17 protein-coding genes are annotated in these 21,561 nt (G+C 43.6%); 8 read left to right on the top strand and 9 right to left on the bottom strand.

The features are described 5' to 3' along the window. Positions 1-210: 210 nt before the first annotated feature. From msbA to kdsB, 4 genes are read left to right on the top strand one after another with little or no spacing between them, the layout of a single operon-like run. Positions 211-1,959 carry a lipid A ABC transporter ATP-binding protein/permease MsbA gene (msbA, locus tag R7O13_RS11025; protein WP_104978934.1) on the top strand — a complete coding sequence of 583 codons (1,749 nt, stop codon included), beginning with the start codon at positions 211-213 and terminating at the stop codon, positions 1,957-1,959. A gap of 5 nt (positions 1,960-1,964) precedes the next feature. Continuing rightward, entirely contained in the window at positions 1,965-2,972 is a 1,008-nt protein-coding gene (gene lpxK / locus R7O13_RS11020) for a tetraacyldisaccharide 4'-kinase (RefSeq protein WP_054729263.1), read from the top strand. After that, a complete protein-coding gene (locus R7O13_RS11015; protein ID WP_005378451.1) occupies positions 2,953-3,132 on the top strand; it encodes a Trm112 family protein in 180 nt (59 codons plus the stop codon). The genes lpxK and R7O13_RS11015 overlap by 20 nt, the downstream gene beginning before the upstream one ends. After that, on the top strand, positions 3,132-3,887 hold the full coding sequence (gene kdsB / locus R7O13_RS11010) for a 3-deoxy-manno-octulosonate cytidylyltransferase (RefSeq protein WP_318303835.1): 756 nt from the start codon (positions 3,132-3,134) through the stop codon (positions 3,885-3,887). The genes R7O13_RS11015 and kdsB overlap by 1 nt, the downstream gene beginning before the upstream one ends. Positions 3,888-3,967: 80 nt before the next feature. Here the strand turns inward: kdsB and R7O13_RS11005 are convergent, their stop codons facing one another. The 9 genes from R7O13_RS11005 to R7O13_RS10965 form a co-directional block, all read right to left on the bottom strand. After that, the gene (locus tag R7O13_RS11005; protein ID WP_005378449.1) at positions 3,968-5,527 is read right to left on the bottom strand and encodes a SpoVR family protein; all 1,560 of its coding nucleotides are present in this window, start codon (positions 5,525-5,527) and stop codon (positions 3,968-3,970) included. A gap of 11 nt (positions 5,528-5,538) precedes the next feature. Beyond that, entirely contained in the window at positions 5,539-6,810 is a 1,272-nt protein-coding gene (locus R7O13_RS11000; protein ID WP_005378448.1) for a YeaH/YhbH family protein, read from the bottom strand. A gap of 47 nt (positions 6,811-6,857) precedes the next feature. Beyond that, positions 6,858-8,792 (bottom strand): PrkA family serine protein kinase, encoded by a 1,935-nt coding sequence (locus tag R7O13_RS10995; protein WP_005378447.1) that lies wholly within the window; start codon positions 8,790-8,792, stop codon positions 6,858-6,860. A 493-nt stretch (positions 8,793-9,285) separates the two neighbouring features. After that, entirely contained in the window at positions 9,286-9,786 is a 501-nt protein-coding gene (locus R7O13_RS10990; RefSeq protein ID WP_213868318.1) for a YfbU family protein, read from the bottom strand. A gap of 136 nt (positions 9,787-9,922) precedes the next feature. Then, positions 9,923-10,588, bottom strand: coding sequence for an energy-coupling factor ABC transporter permease (locus tag R7O13_RS10985; RefSeq protein ID WP_054575461.1), 666 nt, complete (start codon positions 10,586-10,588; stop codon positions 9,923-9,925). Positions 10,589-10,742: 154 nt separating this feature from the next. Then, positions 10,743-11,483, bottom strand: coding sequence for a pyruvate formate lyase 1-activating protein (gene pflA / locus R7O13_RS10980; RefSeq protein WP_318303832.1), 741 nt, complete (start codon positions 11,481-11,483; stop codon positions 10,743-10,745). Between the two features lie 211 nt (positions 11,484-11,694). Further along, a complete protein-coding gene (locus tag R7O13_RS10975) occupies positions 11,695-12,672 on the bottom strand; it encodes a lipid A deacylase LpxR family protein (RefSeq protein WP_005387855.1) in 978 nt (325 codons plus the stop codon). A gap of 153 nt (positions 12,673-12,825) precedes the next feature. Then, positions 12,826-15,102, bottom strand: a complete 2,277-nt coding sequence (pflB, locus tag R7O13_RS10970; RefSeq protein WP_005378442.1) for a formate C-acetyltransferase — start codon at positions 15,100-15,102, stop codon at positions 12,826-12,828. 302 nt (positions 15,103-15,404) lie between these two features. Beyond that, a complete protein-coding gene (locus R7O13_RS10965; RefSeq protein WP_005378441.1) occupies positions 15,405-16,952 on the bottom strand; it encodes a DUF3360 family protein in 1,548 nt (515 codons plus the stop codon). Positions 16,953-17,406: 454 nt separating this feature from the next. On the opposite strand from R7O13_RS10965, the gene R7O13_RS10960 reads away from it, so the two are divergent. From R7O13_RS10960 to R7O13_RS10945, 4 genes are all read left to right on the top strand, one after another. Beyond that, the gene (locus tag R7O13_RS10960) at positions 17,407-18,870 is read left to right on the top strand and encodes a 54K polar flagellar sheath protein A (protein ID WP_225473778.1); all 1,464 of its coding nucleotides are present in this window, start codon (positions 17,407-17,409) and stop codon (positions 18,868-18,870) included. A 241-nt stretch (positions 18,871-19,111) separates the two neighbouring features. Beyond that, positions 19,112-19,882 carry an ABC transporter ATP-binding protein gene (locus R7O13_RS10955; RefSeq protein WP_005378438.1) on the top strand — a complete coding sequence of 257 codons (771 nt, stop codon included), beginning with the start codon at positions 19,112-19,114 and terminating at the stop codon, positions 19,880-19,882. 83 nt (positions 19,883-19,965) lie between these two features. Beyond that, on the top strand, positions 19,966-20,736 hold the full coding sequence (locus R7O13_RS10950; RefSeq protein ID WP_005378437.1) for an ABC transporter substrate-binding protein: 771 nt from the start codon (positions 19,966-19,968) through the stop codon (positions 20,734-20,736). A gap of 81 nt (positions 20,737-20,817) precedes the next feature. After that, positions 20,818-21,558: an ABC transporter permease gene (locus tag R7O13_RS10945; protein ID WP_005378436.1), complete on the top strand. Its 741-nt coding sequence runs from the start codon at positions 20,818-20,820 to the stop codon at positions 21,556-21,558. The last annotated feature ends 3 nt before the right edge of the window (positions 21,559-21,561 follow it).

Here is a 21,561-nt window from a genome sequence, read left to right as displayed (position 1 = left end):
GCTTCACGATGAGGCTTGATCCCCCAATTTTCATATTTAAGATTGAATATCAGTTGAGTCAGAGTAGGTTAGCCAATGACACATTGGAGATCTACTGGGTAAAAGTGGCAGTCTTATACGTTAGCAAACTTAGTGTACGTTCTAGGGATAGGCATATGAGCGCTAACAGAGTAGAATGAATGCCTTAATGTAAGAAAACAAAGCACTTCTATGTCAACAAATACTGATGAAACGACTTGGCAGACGTTTAAGCGTCTCTGGCAATTTATACGCCTTTATAAATCTGGCCTAATCGTTGCTGTTTTAGCATTAGTTATTAATGCAATATCAGATACTTATATGATTTCCTTGCTAAAACCGCTACTCGATGAAGGTTTTGGGAACGCTGAGTCTGATTTTTTACGCACGCTTCCATTGATTATTTTTGCTATGATGTTCATTCGTGGCATAAGTGGATTTGTCTCCACCTACTGTTTGAGTTGGGTATCTGGCAACGTAGTTATGCAAGTCCGTCGCATGGTGTTCAATCACTTTATGCATATGCCGGTGTCTTACTTTGATAAGGAAAAGACGGGCAATTTATTGTCGCGTATAACCTACGACTCAGAGCAAGTGTCAGCGGCAACTAGCCAAGCGTTGGTGAGCATTGTCCGTGAAGGCGCAAGTATCATTGGTCTGTTAGTCTTGATGTTTTACAACAGCTGGCAATTGTCGCTAGTGCTGTTTGCTGTTGCTCCCGTTGTAGCATGGGGTATTGGTGTTGTTTCTAAACGTTTTAGAAAAATATCCAAAAATATGCAGACCATGATGGGTAACGTAACTGCATCAGCAGAGCAGATGCTGAAAGGCCATAAAGTTGTGCTGAGCTATGGCGGCCAAGACATCGAACGTAAACGATTTGAAAAAGTCAGCAACCAAATGCGTCAACAAAGCATGAAGTTGGTGACGGCTCAAGCGGCGGCTAACCCTATCATCCAAATGATTGCATCACTTGCAATTGTTGCCGTTCTTTATTTAGCAAGTATTGATTCGATTAAAGAGCAGTTGACTCCAGGGACATTTACTGTTGTCTTCTCTGCAATGTTTGGTCTGATGCGCCCACTTAAAGCGCTGACTAACGTTACTTCTCAGTTCCAACGTGGTATGGCCGCGAGCCAAACGCTCTTCGCGTTAATTGACCTCGAGCCTGAGAAAAACGAAGGTAAGTTGACAGTTGAACGCGCAAATGGCGATGTTTCGGTTAAAAACGTAAGCTTTACTTACACTGGCGCAGAAAAACCAGCATTGGAAAATGTCAGCTTCGATATTCCAAGAGGAAAAACGGTGGCGCTAGTTGGCCGTTCTGGCTCAGGTAAAAGTACCATCGCGAACTTGTTCAACCGCTTCTATGATGTTGGCAGTGGATCTATCACATTAGATGGGCATGATATTCGTGATTACGAGCTAAAGAATTTACGTCAGCAATTTGCACTAGTATCGCAAAATGTTCATTTGTTTAATGACACGATAGCAAACAATATTGCGTACGCAACGGATGGCCAATACGAGCGCAGTGATATCGAGAAAGCGGCAACACTCGCGCATGCGATGGAGTTCATCAGTAAGATGGATGGCGGACTAGATGCGATGATTGGTGAAAATGGTGCTAGCTTGTCTGGTGGTCAACGCCAACGTGTTGCGATTGCGCGAGCTCTATTGCGTGATGCTCCAGTGCTGATTCTTGATGAGGCAACTTCGGCTTTGGATACCGAATCCGAGCGAGCTATTCAAGCTGCACTTGATGAGCTGCAAAAAGACAAAACGGTACTTGTAATAGCGCACCGCTTATCCACAATCGAGAAAGCCGATGAAATTCTTGTGGTTGATGATGGTGCCATCATTGAACGTGGCAACCACGCTGAGCTTATTGAGAAAAATGGTGCGTATGCACAATTGCACCGTATTCAGTTTGGTGAATAAGCGCGGTGATTGAAAAAATCTGGTTTGAAAGCCATCCAATAAAATATCTCTTGTGGCCGCTTTTGTGGCCACTGAGTTTATTATTTGGAGCGATAAGCAAGTCAAAGCGAAAGCAATACCAAACTGGCCGCAAGCAAGCTTATAATGCGCCTATACCTGTTGTTGTGGTTGGCAATATCACTGCTGGTGGCAATGGTAAAACACCAGTTGTTGTGTGGCTTGTTGAGCAACTACAGCAAATGGGCTTTAAGCCGGGGGTTGTTTCTCGTGGTTATGGGGCAAAGGCTCCTGCCTATCCGTTAGTGCTAAAAGAAGATACGCCAGCGAAGCATTGTGGCGATGAACCTAAGTTGATTCATCGCCGTACAGGAGCACCTGTTGCGGTAGATCCTGTGCGTTCAAATGCAGTGAAAGCACTGCTAGATTTGGATGTGGATATCATAATTACGGATGATGGATTACAACATTATGCGTTAGGCCGTGATATTGAGTTAGTGATTGTGGATGGGAATCGCCGGTTTGGGAATGAAAGCCTGATTCCATTAGGTCCTTTACGTGAAGGTATTGAGCGACTTAAAGAAGTCGACTTTATCATCACCAATGGCGGTCAAGCGCATACGGGTGAAATCGCAATGGCTTTAGCACCCTCTAAAGCTATTAATCTTAAGACTAAGCAACATGTGGATGTCTCGGAGTTGAAAGATCTCGTCGCATTTGCGGGCATTGGGCATCCTCCGCGTTTTTTTCATACACTAAACTCGATGAACGCAGATGTTAAAGTCACAAAAGGTTTTGCTGACCATCAAGACTTTGATCAACAAGAATTAGAAGCATTGGCTCAACAAGGGACCAATGTGATTATGACCGAGAAAGATGCCGTCAAGTGCAGCCATTATGCGCAAGATAATTGGTGGTATCTGCCTGTATCTGCCCAGTTTGAGTCAAACGATGCAGAGCAAATTTTAAATAGAATAAAAGAGGTTAAAGCGGCTTATGGATCACCGTCTACTTGAGATTGTAGCTTGCCCTGTTTGCAAAGGTAAGCTGACGTACGATAAAGATAATCAAGAGTTGATCTGCAAATTGGATCGCCTTGCTTACCCGATCAAAGAGGGTATTCCAGTTCTGCTAGAGCCTGAAGCTCGCACTATGAGCATGGATGAGGGACGCTAATGTCTTTTACGGTTGTCATCCCTTCGCGCTACGCATCGAGCCGTTTGCCTGGTAAACCGCTAGCGGATATTGGTGGTAAGCCTATGGTTCAGTGGGTTTATGAACAAGCGCTACAAGCGGGTGCGGAAGATGTCATCGTTGCAACTGATGACGAGCGTGTTGCGAAAGCGGTTTCGTCATTTGGTGGTAAAGTTTGTATGACCTCTCCCCACCACGAATCAGGTACGGAGCGTCTTGCCGAAGTTGTTGAAAAAATGGCTATTCCGTCAGACCACATTATTGTTAATGTGCAAGGGGATGAGCCTTTGATTCCGCCGTCCATCATTCGTCAGGTTGCTGATAACTTATCTGGGTGTGAAGCCCCGATGGCGACGTTAGCTGTAGAAATAGACTCGGAAGAGGAAGTGTTCAACCCGAACGCTGTTAAAGTTGTCGCAGATGAGCAAGGCTATGCGTTGTACTTTAGTCGAGCAAGCATCCCTTGGGATCGCGATAACTTTGCTAAACAAGACAAAACCATTGCCAACCCATTAATGCGTCATATTGGTATTTATGCTTATCGAGCTGGTTTCATTAATACGTATGTCAACTGGGCACCAAGTGCATTAGAGCAGATTGAGTGTCTTGAGCAACTGCGAGTGCTTTGGTACGGTGAAAAAATTCATGTGGCGGTAGCGAAAGAAGCACCAGCGGCAGGGGTTGATACGCCCGAAGACCTAGAAGCCGTGCGCGCGATTGTTGCAAAGCAAGCGTAACAAATGCTCATATAGATTTAAGAATAAACAAGGCTCCTGAATTAGGAGCCTTTTTTGTTTTACTCGTATCGCGGTATTAGTTAAATGTTAGTGTCGTATTGGTTCCGTTTAGGGCAGGTCGCTAACACCTCTCGGTGACCGGTGTCTTTCACTTCTTGGAGAATGACATCAAAGCCCCATAATCGATACACGTGCTTTAGAACTTCTTCGTAACTATCATCAAGTGGGATGCGGTTGTGAGGAACGTACTGCAACGTAAGCGATCGATCACCACGGACATCGACATTGAACACCTGAATGTTTGGCTCAAGATTAGATAAGTTATACTGAGCGGCTAAGGTTTCTCTAATGCGTTTATAACCCATCTCATCGTGTATAGCAGCGACTTCAATAAAGTTCTTATGATCATCATCGTTGATCGCAAACAGCTTGAAATCACGCATTAATTTCGGAGAAAGGTATTGGCTAATAAAGCTTTCATCTTTGAAATTATGCATCGCGAAATGCACTGCATCTAACCAGTCGGTTCCTGCTAGGTCTGGAAACCACTCCTTGTCCTCATCAGTTGGTTCTTCGCAGATACGCTTAATATCTCGGAACATGGCAAAGCCTAACGCGTAGGGGTTAATGCCATTAAAGTAAGGGCTGTTATAAGGTGGCTGAGCCACGACACTGGTGTGGCTATGTAAGAACTCTAGAATGAATTTTTCAGACACCAAGCCCTCATCATAAAGATGGTTGAGTATGGTGTAGTGCCAGAACGTTGCCCAGCCTTCATTCATGACTTGCGTTTGTTTTTGCGGATAAAAATACTGACTGATCTTACGGACGATCCGAACAACTTCACGCTGCCATGGCTCTAACAACGGCGCATGTTTTTCGAAGAAGTAGAGCAAGTTTTCCTGAGGCTCGCTTGGGAATCGCTCTTTAATGTCTTCCTCTTTCGTCTTGGCTGTTGGTACCGTGCGCCAAAGCTCATTAACTTGAGACTGTAGGTATGCTTCGCGTTCTTCTTGTCTTGCTTTTTCCTCTGTAATTGAGATTTTCTCTGGACGCTTGTAGCGGTCTACACCAAAGTTCATTAATGCGTGACAAGAGTCGAGCAGTTTTTCCACTTCTTTTACGCCATATCGTTCTTCACATTCGGCTAAGTACTTTTTGGCAAACAGCAGATAGTCGATAATAGAACTGGCGTCAGTCCACGTTTGGAATAGGTAATTACCTTTGAAAAAAGAGTTATGGCCGTAACACGCGTGCGCTATGACGAGTGCTTGCATTGTTACCGTATTTTCTTCCATCAAATAAGCAATACAAGGGTCGGAGTTAATCACAATCTCGTAGGCTAGCCCCATTTGACCATGTTTATAGTTCTGCTCTGTTTGAATGAATTTTTTACCAAATGACCAGTGGTTGTAATTGATTGGCATGCCGATGCTTGAATAGGCATCCATCATCTGCTCTGAAGTAATCACTTCTATTTGGTTAGGGTAAGTGTCTAGGCGATAATGCTCCGCGACACGCTTAATTTCTTTGTGGTATCGCTCTAACAGCTCAAATGTCCAATCTGGTCCATCTGGCAACACTTTACTGTTACGCTTCTTAGGCGCCTCTCCTGAGAGGTTTCTCGTTGCGGTATTCATCGCTAGCCTCCTTACGCCGTTTCTTTTTGGAATAGTTCACGAAAGACTGGGAAAATATCCTCCACAGAGCGAATGTTTTTCATTGCGAAATTAGGAAACTCTTCAGTGAGTTTTTCGTACTCATGCCATAGAGTTTGATGCGAGCGCCGCGTGATCTCTATGTAAGAGTAGTACTGACAGTTTGGAAGTAATTTGTTCACTAACAGATCCCGGCATCTTGGCGAATCATCTGCCCAGTTGTCACCGTCGGATGCTTGAGCTGCATATATGTTCCACTGACCAATCGGGTATCGCTCTTTTACTATTTCATCCATTAACTTGAGCGCGCTAGATACAATGGTACCCCCGGTTTCTTGTGAGTAGAAAAATTCGTGCTCGTCCACTTCCTTCGCTTGGGTATGGTGGCGGATAAAGACGACTTCGACATTCTCGTAGGTACGAGTTAAGAACAAGTACAAAAGAACATAGAAGCGTTTTGCGATGTCTTTCGTTGCCTGATCCATCGAACCGGATACGTCCATTAGACAGAACATGACCGCTTGGCTCGATGGTACCGGGCGTTTCTCATAGTTCTTGAAGCGTAAGTCGAAGGTATCGATGAACGGCACGCTTTCGATTTTCTTGCGCAGTTCTTCAATTTCAGCCTTCAAGCGGTTCTCTTCAAACTGCTGAGCAGGTTCAATATTTTTGATGCGAGCAAGTTCGTCTTCTAACTCTTTAAGAAGTCGTTTCTTACCAGCAGTCATTGCAGTACGGCGCGCAAGAGATTGTTGCAGAGAACGTACTACTGCGATATTGGAAGGTATACCGGCAGTTTGAAAGCCTGCACGGTGTGTTTTCCATTCAGTGATTTTGGCAATTTGGTTTTTTTCTAGATTAGGCAGCTCGAGATCTTCAAACAAAATATCGAGGTACTCATCTTTTGATATTTGGAATACAAATTCGTCTTGGCCTTCTCCATCTGGACTGGCGTTCCCTTCTCCTGAGCCGCTACCCTGACCGCCACCTTTGGGACGCTCAATTTTATCACCAGTAATGAATTGATCGTTACCGGGATGAACTCGTTCGCGAACACCACCTTTGCCTTGATGAAATATAGGCTCATTGATGTCTTTGTGAGGGATAGAGACGTCTTCGCCCGTTTCCGTATTCGTAATCGAGCGTCGATTCACTGCGTCTGCTACCGACTCTTTTATTTGCTCTTTGTGGCGCTTCAAGAAGCGCTGTCGATTAACAGCGCTCTTGTTCTTGCCATTGAGCCTTCGGTCTATAAATTGCGCCATGAAATAGCCCTCTTCATGTTTCACAAGCGACCTAACTCAATACTGGGTTAGGATGACTTACGTACTCGTAGGTACCACTCAGAAAGTAGGCGAACCTGTTTCTCGGTATAGCCTTTTTCCATCATGCGAGCGACAAAGTCGTCGTGCTTCTTCTGATCTTCAGAAGAGGTTTTCGCATTAAATGAGATAACCGGAAGTAGCTCTTCGGTATTGGAGAACATTTTCTTCTCGATTACTGTGCGCAGTTTTTCGTAGCTGGTCCAAACCGGGTTTTGACCATTGTTATTCGCTTTCGCACGAAGCACAAAGTTAACGATTTCGTTTCGGAAATCTTTCGGGTTAGAAATACCAGCTGTTTTTTCGATCTTCTCTAGCTCAGCATTCAGTGAAGAGCGATCAAATAGCTGACCAGTTTCTGGATCTCGGTACTCTTGGTCTTGAATCCAGAAGTCTGCATAGGTGACATATCGGTCGAAGATGTTTTGGCCGTATTCAGAGTAAGACTCAAGATAAGCGGTCTGAATCTCTTTACCGATAAATTCAACGTATCGAGGTACTAGGTAGCCTTTCAAGAACTCGAGATATTTCTCTGCTGTTTCAGCAGGGAACTGTTCGCGCTCAACCTGTTGTTCAATCACATAGAATAGATGTACAGGGTTGGCTGCCACTTCGGTTTGGTCGAAGTTAAATACGCGTGACAAAATCTTAAAGGCAAAACGTGTTGAGAGACCGTTCATGCCTTCATCGACACCAGCATAATCACGATACTCTTGATAGCTTTTTGCCTTTGGATCCGTATCTTTCAGCGTTTCACCGTCGTATACGCGCATCTTAGAGAAGATGGACGAGTTTTCAGGCTCTTTAAGTCGAGAAAGAATACTGAATTGTGCCAGAGTCTCGAGCGTGCTTGGTGAACAAGGGGCTTGAGACAACTCACTGTTTTCAAGAAGTTTTTGGTAGATTTTGACTTCTTCTGAAACACGTAGACAGTAAGGTACTTTCACAATATAAACACGGTCCAAGAACGCTTCATTGTTCTTGTTGTTACGGAAGGTCTGCCACTCAGATTCGTTTGAGTGAGCCAGAATCATACCGTCGAATGGAATCGCAGAAAGGCCTTCTGTACCGTTGAAGTTGCCTTCTTGCGTTGCTGTTAACAGCGGGTGAAGCACTTTGATTGGTGCTTTGAACATCTCAACGAATTCCATTAAACCTTGGTTTGCTTTACACAGCGCACCGGAGTAGCTGTAAGCGTCTGGATCGTCTTGCGAATAGTGTTCAAGCTTACGAATATCGACTTTACCAACCAATGATGAGATATCTTGGTTGTTTTCATCGCCTGGTTCAGTTTTGGCAATACCGATTTGGTCAAGGATAGAAGGGCGTACTTTCACTACTTTAAATTTGGTGATATCACCACCAAACTCGTGAAGACGTTTAGCGGCCCAAGGAGACATGATCGAGCGAAGATAACGGTGCTCGATGCCATACTCTTTTTTCAAAATATCGCCATCTTCTGTGGCTTTGAATAGGCAGAATGGATGGTCATTCACTGGGCTGCGTTCGCCGTTAGCAGTAAGAACATAAATAGGCATCTGTTCCATCAGAGCCTTAAGCTTTTCTGCAAGCGAAGACTTACCGCCACCTACAGGGCCGAGTAGGTAAAGAATCTGCTTACGCTCTTCTAGGCCTTGCGCCGCATGTTTTAGGTAAGACACAATTTGTTCTATGGCATCTTCCATGCCATAAAAGTCTTTAAAGGTTTCATAACGAGAGATAACACGATTCGAGAAGATTCGGCTTAGTCTCGGATCCTTTGCCGTATCGATTATCTCTGGTTCACCAATCGCCATCAGTAGGCGTTCTGCTGCATTAGCATAAGCGCTTTTGTCATCTTTACACAGGGCTAAAAACTCCTGTAACGACATCTCTTCATCTTTTGCAGCTTCATATCTTGATTGATAGTGGTCGAAAATACTCATGTCGCTTTCCCCTTTAATAGTCAGTCTACCGACGAACGTTGATTCAGGCTTTCCACCAACAGTTATGCTCGTTGTTGTTTGAATATACGTCCTGTTATCACATTTGGTTCGTACAGAATGTAAGATTGGCGACACCAAAGACTTTGCTTTATGGACGGTTTTTTCGTTACAACGGTGAGCGGTGGATATGAATTTTTCAATCACAGCCTTTCTCTACTTAAGCCTAGTCGGGGATTTGCAATTTTGCTTAACAATTATGAATTTATTGTAAAAGTGACATTTGAATCACTCTTTTATTAAGGACGAATTTATGTCGTGAATAGGTGCAATAGAAATCAAATATTTGGCAAAGACGGAAGAGTCTCAGTGATTCGTTGTTCTACATTGAGCAAGGCAAGTGAAAGAGGTAGGAAGAGAGCAAAGTCTTAGATAAGTTTGTGACAGGGTAAATAACAAGGAGAGCGGGCGCTCTCCTCATTCTTAGACGACCATTTTATGCGCTGAAGATTTGCGCTAGTTCGTTTTCACATAAATGATACTGACGAGGGCAGTTACGCCAAGTTTGCAGCATACGGCGGTATTTATCTAGCATCGGCATTTGGCTGTTAAAGTGATGATCTGCCTTGTCAAACTGAGGGTACAAACCTTCAGAATCGATGAGAAAACGTACGTAATGTACTTGTTGCGCTTCTGAAGCGATATCAAATCCCAAGAACTTCAAGCGACGTTGATCCACGTTGCTACGATCTTCATCGTCTAGCATGTTGTTAGACTCTTGCATCGCATGATACATCTCCATAACGTCGATGATCTCACGACACTCTGCTTCTGAGAGGCAGCCGAAATCTTTGTTCAACTCTCGCATTTGTAGTTCATAACCACGTTCAACGATCGTTTGTAAGCGTTTGTATTTGGCCGCATTACTTGGATCAAGTTGAGACATAAGGTTGTATTGGTTTGATAGAATCAAACGTTGAGCGTTTGACATTTCCATGGTGACCTCACTAGATATCTAATACATTTTTAATGTGCTTAGGTTAACGCTTAAGACATGAGTGAAACATGATCTCAACACATATTTAATACTAAAAAATGGCAAGAACTGTCACTTTTGACCAGTTTGAAAACACTTATTTATGGTAATGATTGTATATGTAGTCTCGGTCTGAAAATACTCTCAGCCACTCTGGCTTGAATACGGTTAAAACCGCCAGTGCCATACCATTTAATAGACCTTCTGGAAAGGCGAGCAACGGCACAAAAACAAAGTAGTTATGTTGAATGGTTTCCCAATCGTAGTGACCAACTGATAGGTGATAAAAAGAGTTAATGATGAGGTGCAGACTTCCTGTTATCGCGCCATTGAAAAATCCAGCAACGAAGATGAAAACAAAAATGTTTCTTGGCAAGTAGTGGTAACTCAGAAGAAACACTAAGTAACTAATGAAAATCGGAATTAGGGCAGATAGAACTAACGATGTGGGTAAGAGTAACAATGACACATCATGTAGTAGGTGGTTGACCAGCATTGCAGGGATACTGATTAGAAATGCCATACGCCAACCATACATCATCGTCAGCGTTGTTAGTGCAAGAAAATGAATCTGTAATCCTTCTTTTACACCTGCTTGAGCTGTCCATAAAATACTGAAAAAGAAGAGCGTTGCAAAAACGAGGTGCTGAAATCCTTTTTCTTTTTCCAGTTTGGGCCAAACGACTTTTTTCCAATCTGGTAGGCAGTAGACTACTACTATCCAAATTGAGACAACAAGAGAGCCTAAGTTAAACAAATCCATGTTACTTCCTTCCTATGCGAACATGACGCAATCATTTCTATCGTTCTTTTTCTACCTAAATGACCGCAGAGAAACTCACTGATAAGGCTTAGATATAATCAAAAAAATACCAGCAATAAGCTGGTATTTTAAAGAGGTTAGTCTTGCGGTTCACTTAGTATTTTACGTTATCGTTGTATTGAGCAAGAATGGATTGAATTTCATCCATGGTTTCTTTCGGTGGCGGGTTTACGCCTTCGAGTGGGTATTCTAAGCCTAACGCTTCCCACTTATGAGCCCCTAATTTGTGGTAAGGAAGTAACTCGACCTTTTCGATGTTATCCATGTCTTTAATAAATTCACCAAGCATGTGTGCTGCTTCTGGGTCATCTGTGTAACCAGGCACGACGACATAGCGAATCCATGTTTTCTTTCCGATTTTTTGCAAGTAACGAGCAAAGTCCAATGTGCGTCGGTTGGATACACCGATGAGATCTTGGTGCACTTCGTCTTTTATGTGTTTGATGTCAAGCATGACTAAGTCTGTTGCATCCAGTACTTCATCGATAACATCAGTGTGCTTACGAACATAACCGTTAGTATCTAGACATGTATGAATGCCTTCGGCTTTAGCAGAGCGGAAAAAATCACGTACGAATTCCGGTTGAAGCATCGCTTCGCCGCCAGAACAAGTAACGCCACCACCTGATGCATTCATGAAGTGGCGGTAACTTTTCGCTTCGGAAATGATTTCTTCAACCGTGACTTCTTTGCCATCATGCGTGTCCCAAGTATCGCGGTTATGGCAATACTTACAGCGCATTAAACAACCTTGCAAGAAGACGATAAATCGAATACCAGGTCCGTCTACGGTACCACATGACTCAAATGAGTGAATACGACCAGCTGTTGACATCTTTTGCTCTCATTACTAGTAAATTCTAGCTGTTATTTTATTACAAAAAGCAGGGTTAAAACAGCTTTGTCGGTACTAAAGGCAAGGTTATTTGAAGAAAGAAAATAGATGGAGCCAATCTACATAAACGCTTGAACACGAGGTGGTTAATACCTACCCCGAGAACTTGCCGTGTATCTAGATTGACTTCGATGCTGGGATAATCCAGTTTTTAGAAAAAGGCGAACACGGAGAACGAGCCTGTCCCATAAACATCGGTTTGGGCTTCTTCATAATCCGGTGTTTTAATTGTAAAGGTGATGCTTGCACCGTAATTTTGGTTGTACCAAGATACCCCCGCGACGGCACTTGCTTGCCAATTTTGCAGTGTGACGTCGTATGGCGCTGACGGTTCAGGAATGCCAGGACGATCTCCTTCGATAGTCATGTCATTAAAGCGGTAACGACCTTCAAACCCGGTGAACAAGAACCAACTCGACGTGTTCTGAGCGATCATACTTGCTGAGAAAGGGCTTTCGACACTGATATTGGCGGCTCCGATGCTATTCGCTAGGTTTGTACCCCAACGAAACATGACGCCTTGAGAGACATCACTACGGAAGTTACCCGCATTGATGTCGTTAATGTTGGTAATCTCCCATTGTGTTTTTTGTTCTTCGCTGCGCATCAATTTGTTAAATACGCGGTAACCAAGGCTGAACGCAACTTTATCTTCAATCTGGTAATCCCAACCTTGAGGGTCCGTCGATCCTGTTATGCCGTGAACGATTTCTTGCGCCTTTTCTGATAGCGAACTTTCACCCGTAGCTCCTATGGTGAAATTGTACCGTACAGCTTTGTCACTCGTTAGGGAAAGGTAGTTGATTTCGGTGTGTAGGTAACCGGCATATGGGCGATCATTGATTAGTGGATAATCGGCTTCAATGTCGCTTGGAGTCCACATTTTGTGGCCAAGAACCAACTCTATTTTATCGATATTGGCGTGCTCTGAGTTAGCTAGACTCAGCCATTTCCATTGGCTTTCTTGTGTCAGTTGGTCTGTCGCGTAAGAAAGGAAAACACCATTCGTATAGTCTTGATCGACGCCAAAAATACCATCGTTGTCGATGGTAAAAGAAACCGTAGACTTAGTGGATGCTATTGCAACTGGAGAAAGAAGGGTAAGAATAATTAATTTACTAAATCTCATAGACTTTATTTGCTAACTTTTTTCGCATCATACGTAAGAATGCGGGCAAAAGTCTTTCGCGATATCACAACTTTCATTCAAGAAATAAAAAAAGGCTGATGCTACTTAGCATCAGCCTTTGTTGTATTACTAGAAAGTTATTTCGCTATAGTCTTATAGAGACTCAGTGAATGTACGTGCGATTACGTCAGCTTGTTGCTCTGCAGTTAGAGAGTTGAAGCGAACAGCGTAACCAGATACACGGATTGTTAGCTGAGGGTATTTCTCTGGGTGCTTAACTGCGTCTTCTAGAGTTTCACGGTTAAGAACGTTCACGTTTAGGTGTTGGCCACCTTCGATACCCGCTTCGTGGTGGAAGTAACCATCCATCAGACCAGCAAGGTTAGCGCGTTGTGAGCCCTCATCTTTACCTAGTGCGTTAGGTACGATAGAGAATGTGTAAGAGATACCATCTTGTGCGTCAGCAAACGGCAGTTTAGCAACTGAAGTTAGTGATGCTACAGCACCTTTCTCGTCACGACCGTGCATTGGGTTTGCACCTGGAGCAAATGGAGCACCAGCACGACGACCGTCAGGCGTGTTACCAGTTTTCTTACCGTAAACCACGTTTGAAGTGATAGTAAGAATTGACTGAGTAGGGATTGCATCACGGTAAGTCTTAAGCTTACGGATTTTGCCCATAAATACAGAAACAAGTTCACATGCAATATCATCAACGCGTGGATCGTTGTTACCGAATTTAGGGTAATCGCCTTCGATTTCGAAGTCGATTGCTAGACCGTCTTCGTCACGAATTGGCTTAACTTTTGCGTATTTAATTGCAGATAGTGAGTCAGCTGCAACAGATAGACCAGCAATACCACAAGCCATAGTACGTTTAACGTCACGGTCGTGTAGAGCCATTAGTGCCGCTTCGTAGCTGTACTTATCGTGCATGAAGTGGATAGCGTTTAGTGCAGTCACATATTGTTTCGCTAGCCAATCCATGAAGTGGTCCATTTTCTCCCACAGTTCATCGTAGTTAAGAACATCGCCTTCGATCTTAGGCATTTGCGGGCCAACTTGGATTTTTAGCTTCTCATCCACACCACCGTTGATGGTGTAAAGCATTGTTTTCGCAAGGTTCGCACGAGCACCGAAGAACTGCATTTGCTTACCAACAACCATTGGAGATACACAACATGCGATCGCGTAGTCGTCAGAGTTCATGTCTGGACGCATTAAGTCGTCATTTTCGTACTGAATAGAAGAAGTATCGATAGATACTTTCGCACAGAACTTCTTGAAGCCTTCAGGTAGTTGCTCAGACCAAAGAACAGTGATGTTTGGCTCTGGAGAAGGACCCATAGTGTATAGTGAGTTTAGGAAACGGAAGTTTGTACGAGTAACTAGCGTACGACCGTCAAGACCCATACCACCCATAGACTCAGTTGCCCAGATAGGGTCGCCAGAGAATAGATCATCGTACTCAGGAGTACGTAGGAAACGAACCATACGTAGTTTCATTACGAAGTGGTCGATCATTTCCTGAGCTTGTTCTTCAGTTAGCTTACCAGCCGCGATATCACGTTCGATGAAGATGTCTAGGAACGTAGAAGTACGACCTAGAGACATAGCCGCACCGTTTTGAGATTTAACAGCAGCTAGGTAACCGAAGTAAGTCCACTGAATAGCTTCTTGCGCAGTTTCAGCAGGACGAGAAATATCACAACCGTATTTTGCAGCCATTTCTTTGATTTGACCTAGAGCACGGTGTTGCTCTGCGATCTCTTCACGAAGCTGCATTGTCATTTGTAGGTCTTCGCCGTTCTCAAAACGCTCTTGTAGAGAAGAGAACTGCGCGAATTTATCCTTCATTAGGAAGTCAATACCGTATAGAGCAACACGACGGTAGTCACCGATGATACGACCACGACCGTATGCATCTGGAAGACCAGTCAGTACGCCAGATTTACGACACGCCATGATTTGAGGAGTGTAGATATCGAAAACGCCTTGGTTGTGAGTTTTACGGTATTCTGTGTAGATTTTTTTAACTTGTGGGTCTAGCTCGCGGTCGTAGGCTTTGCATGAACCTTCAACCATGCGGATACCACCGTTAGGGATGATCGCACGTTTTAGAGGAGCGTCAGTTTGAAGACCTACGATAGTTTCTAGGTCTTTTTCGATGTAGCCTGCATCGTGAGCAGTGATGGTAGAGATAACTGAAGTATCAAAATCAACAGGAGCGTGAGTCGCGTTCTCTTGTTTGATGCCTTCCATTACCTTAGCCCAAAGCTTGTTAGTCGCTTCAGTACCTTCAGAAACTAGGAAAGATTCGTCGCCTTCGTACGGAGTGTAGTTCTTCTGAATGAAATCACGAACGTTTACTTCGTTTTGCCAGTCGCCTGCAGCAAAACCTTCCCAAGCTTTAGCAAATTGCTCTGCCATGACATACCTACCTTTTTAGTAGAAAAAAATACGTACTGCTTCGCCGTTGAGCCAGCTATCCCCAGATAAAAGAGGGGAACAGTACACTCTTATGAATAACAATATTTATAGTCTTAAATTTACGTATTCGATTTACAAAACTATAAATATTGTCACTAGTTTTAACGTTTCTCTTTTTAAGCACAGTTAGAGGTTAAACTAAAATTTTTTTGCAAACCTTAAACTAAATCAATAAATCCTCAAAAATCTCGATAAAAATGGGGTAGCGACGAGCGCTACCCACAAATTTCTGGACTGCTAGCTTATAGCCAAGCTTGGATGCCATACTGGCCTTCAAGCATACCAACTGCAAGCATAGCAACTAAACAGATAACAAGTACGCTTACTGGGATCACAATCTTGTCTACAAATGATAGGCGAGACGCGCGCTCTTTATCTCCAATTAAACCGTTGTTATCTAAAAGCATAGTTAGTGCCCAAGCTAGAACTGGATTAACAACGGCAGAACCAAAGATACAAATGCCTGCTGCTTGTGAGTCTTTCGAGTCCTTCACCATCTGCATGCCAGCTTCAAGCAGTGGTAGAGATACACCAACGAGAAGAGCAACGCGCATAACTGGAGGCCATACTGCAACGTCCATAGGAAAACCAAGGATTGCAACAATAATACATAGAGAGCCTAGTAAGATGGCACCAGCAGGAATAGGGCGTTTCGCTATTGCAGCAGGGATCATGTAAGTCCCCCAAGATGATGTGATGTTACCACCACCCACTGCAGTACCGACCATTTGGCGAACGGAACACATTGTCATTGTGTCATCAACGTCCATCAGCACTTTCTCACTCTTACGTGGGTAGTTCATCTCTTGGAAGATACGGTGACCCAAGAAGTCAGGTGACCACATTGCTACCGCAAGAATGGCGAATGGTAGTGAAGCGATGAAGTGTTCCATATTAGGAAGACCAAGCATCCAACCTTCTTCTGTTGAACCCCACCAGTAGATTGGATTTAGGTTTGGAAGGCCTGTCTCGGTTACGAATTTAATATCGAAGCCTGCGCCAAGAGCAAGTGCGATTGCAAGTCCAGTGAAGGCACAAACAGGGATCGCTAGCCAGCGTTTGTTCACTTTAGCAAGGAACGCGTATAAGCCAATGGTAACCGCAAGAACAATTAGACCGATGTAACCCATGCTACCAGCGGCAACCGTATCGGATTGCAAACCAACAGCCCAAGCTTGAATAGAGTTAATTTGGCTCATGGTTCCGGTTAAACCTAAGAAAATAAGAAGGCCACCAGCCGTACCTTCAGAGGTGAGGTTAACCAGTTTTGACCCACCTTTTAAGAGGCTCAAAATCAAACCAAACACACCAATGAGAATTGCTAATGCAAGAGGGTGAGCACCAGCAAGAGCGATGGTACCAATAAGAGGGATCATTGGGCCGTGGTTGCCTGCTAGGTTGGCTTTAGGGTTAATAAAACCAGAGGCAAGTACACAGAAAAGAAGTGCAGGGATGAGCATTTCTACACGCGCAACTTCGATAGCAAAGTCCTTGCCTAAGTTTACGTGGTCCCATGCTGCAGTAAGACCTTCAGCCCAAGACATCATTACCGCAGAGTACATTGCGATAATACCGATAGTACCAGCAAGTGCTGGAACAAGGTCTTCAAGCTCAAAGCGGAAGTCACGACCTGGCAAGTTCAAGCCAAAACGACGTGGCTTCATAATTTGTAGTTCGTGGTCTAGGTAGTCTGAACGGCTTGCGAACTCAGATGCTGGACGATGAAGCTCACGGTAGCTCTTGGTCTCGATATCTGAATCAGAGTGCGTTTTGTTAACTGCGTCTGACATAGATTCCTCATATATTTAAAAGTTATGAATTCTTCATTCAATTGTGTTAATCCGCATCCTGCGGCACGCTTATGCTAGCTATTGTTAGATTTGTTACACGTCGACACTGTGCCTAAGCATAGCTAATAACTTATTGTGTTGAGGCACAAAAAAAAGCCTCATCTTTTGGCAGGAGTCTAGCAAGATAGCCATTTAGGGTGATTGATTTAGATCACTTTAAGAATGGTTGTGAAATAAAACTACAGAAAGTTTCTGGCATGCGAATGAGATGCGGAGATCTTGTGTAATTTCATTACACAAGTTGCATAAAATTAGAACTTTTTGTCCTTTTGCACGAGATGCAGATTAAATGTCAATATTCACGATGATTATATAAAGCTGGCTTTATTCTTGCTTTGGACAGAGCAAAGACAATTTTTTGGCTAATCATTGCCGCTCAGTTTAGGAAAAAGACATGAAACAGCTTAAAGTACTGCCACTAGTGGCAATCATCTCAGGGTTAATGGTCGGTTGCGGCGGCGGTGGCGGCGGTGGCGGTAGTTCCACACCAAGAACTACATTCACTTTTACTTTTGCAGCTCCAAATGTCATTAGTGAAACAAATGCACAAAAAGACAGCTGTACTATTTACGACCGAAGAGTAGATGGCAACGGCATCGAGCAGGTATTGACCTATCAACCAGCCGTAAGTGCACAGCTAACAGGAGGTAAGGTCGTCGGTTTCTATTCAGACAAGAATGGTGTCCGTCAAGGCGACTTTATCTACCCATCAGGCACTACTTTGAAATTTGTTCTAGAAGACATTCCTGAGGACGGCTATTTTACTTATCAGTTGCTTGATGCTTCTGGAACAGTATTTACGGCAAACAGCTTCGGTCGAGATTTTTTAAAGGACAATAACCTTAGAAACTCAACGTTCTCAATGAATCGAGAGGCGGTGTCTGCTTGCAATAAAAATGGCAACTTCCGTAAAGCTACCCGAACTGACCTTAAATATGAAGCAACGGAGGCTGGTGGCTTAGAGTACAACTTCATATCTAAAATTGCGAAAGAGTCTAAGCCTACCTATTCTATTGATTCTTTGGATGTAAGAGCAATTGGTTCGAAGATGGAGTCGACAGTCGTGCTACAATATGCAGACGCAGCGAAAACAGAACTGCACCAGTATGGTATTCGCGATTGGTCGAGTGAATCACCATTGCCGTTGGTTGGCATGAATGGTTCTTCTCCAATCTTGAACCCAACACTTTTTAAATATGACACTTTAGACATCAGTGTACTTGTTGGTGATTACAACTACGAAGTTGCAGAGCTACCTATGTCAACGACGAAGTTCTACCACCCGCTTGAGCCAAAAACGGAAACTTGGACTTACAGTGTTGCAGCTGAAAAACCTATCAATGGTTGGACGGTAGTGCTGAACCAAAAGATGTATCAGGACGCAAATTGGGATATCTCAATTGATCCAAGCGCTTACTACAACCTAAATGCTCTGCCTGCGTCGCATGTGGTGAGAGGCTCAACTATTGATACTGGTTTTGCTTTCACTGACCAAGATAAAGGCTTTAGCCGCCTCGCATATCGTGCAGAGTCTAACTCTGGAACACTACACCGAGTAACACACAAGATATTTACAACTTTAGAGAGTGATGTCGTTGTTCCGGAATTGTACTACTACACATTCGATGACAGTGTGAAGCAAGATTTGAAAGTTTCTTCTACCAGTGATTACTCACAATCTATTGTCGTGGAGTCTGCTGAAGCAAACCTAAATAGCTATGACTTTGTTTCTCTTTTCTCTCATGGTGATGTGACCGATCTTAAAGTGGATCACGATGGTCTTGTGATCAGTGAAGTTGATTCTGAGAAGGTCAATACGAATGCTCAGAAATCTGATTTTATGGTATTGGTTAAGTAGCGTCTTAACACTTTTGTAAATTAATTAAGCCCCTTTGAAAGGGGCTTTTTTATATTTAATATTCAATTTTTGAAGAATATGTTGCTATATATTGCATATTAATTTGTCTATCGTATCTTTCTATTCGAATTATTTAGGTTAATAATTTGTTGCAAGTTTCAAGGGGCGGTGCTAATTTGTTCCGAATTAGAGAGGGCGGAGTCCCTTAATTGCAGTGACAAAAACACAGGGAGTAGGGCGCATGAATGATGTACCAGCGCTAGATATAAAAGACCTGCACAAAACATTTGGACAAAATGAAGTTTTAAAAGGCATTTCACTTGCTGCGCACAAAGGAGATGTTATCTCCATCATTGGCTCTTCCGGCTCAGGTAAGAGTACCTTTCTCAGATGTATCAACTTGCTAGAAACGCCTACCGCGGGCGAAATTTGGGTAAATGGTGAATTAATCCAAATGAAGAACAACAGAGCAGGTGAATCTGTTCCTGCTAATGAAAAGCAAGTCCAACGTATTCGTTCACGCCTGGCAATGGTTTTCCAAGGTTTCAACCTCTGGTCTCACCTAACCGTACTAGAAAACGTGATTGAGGCGCCTGTTCATGTCTTAGGCGTGCCAAAAGCTCAAGCGATTGAAAATGCAGAAGTCTTGCTTAAGAAGGTAGGCTTGTATGAGCGTAAAGATTATTACCCTGGGCACTTATCTGGCGGCCAGCAGCAACGTGCAGCTATTGCCCGTGCGCTAGCAGTTGACCCAGAGGTGATGTTGTTTGACGAGCCAACTTCTGCGCTTGACCCAGAACTTGTAGGAGAAGTTCTGGGGGTAATGAGAGATTTGGCAGATGAAGGGCGAACTATGCTGGTGGTCACGCACGAAATGGCGTTTGCGCGTGACGTATCAAACCATGTGATGTTTTTACATCAAGGCTTAGTGGAAGAACAGGGAAATCCAGCTAAGCTATTTACAAACCCGGATTCAGAACGATTACAGCAGTTTATCTCATCCATTTACTAATATTTGTTAGGCGGCAGACTATTGCCTCCTAAGCCAACACAACAAACAAAACGAAATAAAATAGCAATCACAGGAGTATGGAAATGAAAAAGTGGTTATTAGCAGCAACGATTGCTGCAACGGCAGTATCAGGTGTTGCCCAAGCGAAAGAATGGAAAACAGTTCGCTTTGGTATCGAAGGTGCTTACCCTCCGTTTAGCTGGACAGAAACTGATGGCTCAATAAAAGGCTTTGACGTAGACATGGCAAATGCACTCTGTGAAGAGATGCAAGTGAAGTGCAAAATCGTCGCTCAAGATTGGGATGGTATTATTCCTTCTCTGCTTGCACGTAAGTACGATGCCATCATCGCAGCAATGTCTATCACTGAAGAGCGCAAGAAAAAAGTCGATTTCACTGGCAAGTACGCACAAATTCCAAATAAATTTATCGCTAAGAAAGGTGCTGGTCTAGATTTTGATAATCTTAAAGATGTCAAAATTGGCGTGCAACGTGCGACGACACATGACAAGTACTTAACTGACAACTACGGCGATGATGTTGAAATTGTGCGTTATGGCTCTTTTGATGAAGCGTATCTTGATCTAGAAAATGGTCGAATTGCTGCCGTTTTAGGTGATGCGTCTGCTCTAGAAGAGGGTGTGATCAACAAAGCAGGTGGAGAAGCTTATGAGTTTGTTGGACCGTCGTTAACCGATCCAAAATGGTTTGGTGAAGGTATGGGGATCGCTGTTCGTAAACAAGACAAAGATCTGACGAAGAAACTCGACGCAGCAATTATTTCACTACGTGAGAAAGGTGTTTACCAAGAAATTGCTGGTAAATACTTTAACTACGATGTGTACGGTGAATAAACCGTAATTAAGCGACCGTTGGCTTGTTCCTAGAAGTAGTCAACGGTCGATTTTTTGAGTTTAGGGATTAGGAACTCACCTATGCTAGATTTACAAGGATACGAAGCTTCGATTTTGAAAGGAGCTTTAGTAACAATAGAAGTTGCAGTGCTTTCACTCATTCTCGCCATGGTCTTAGGCATGCTTGGCGCATTAGCTAAGTTAGCACCTTACAAATGGGCAAGGGCGATTGCCACTCTTTACACCACCGTCATTCGCGGCATTCCAGATTTGGTTCTGATGATGCTAATTTTCTTTGGTGGACAAATACTTTTAAATAACAGCCTTTACTCCATCAACGAAACGCTCAACGAGTGGTTTGCCTCGAGTGATCCAAACCATGAATGGACGTCTTACTTACCTGATTATATTGATGTCAGCCCATTTATAGCTGGTGTACTCACGATTGGTTTTATCTTTGGCGCCTACATGGCGGAGACTTTTCGTGGAGCGATCATGGCGGTGGACAAGGGTGAATTAGAAGCGGCGAAAGCTTATGGGATGAGCTCTGCTTTATCGTTTAGAAGAATCTTGCTTCCTCAGATGATTCGTCATGCATTACCTGGATTTGGTAATAACTGGTTAGTGTTACTTAAGACCACTGCGTTAGTTTCCATTATTGGTCTGGATGACATGGTGAGAATGAGCTCATTGGCAGCAGGTACGACCAAAATGCCGTTCACCTTTTACATGGCTGTCGCGCTCATCTTTCTATTTTTTACCAGCGTTTCGACCGGGCTACTCAAGCTTGTTGAGCGTAAGTTCAGTATTCATGCGAGGTAAGTT

The organism is Vibrio sp. Y176 (assembly GCF_033438945.1).
This window is presented reverse-complemented; position numbering and strand designations above follow the sequence as displayed.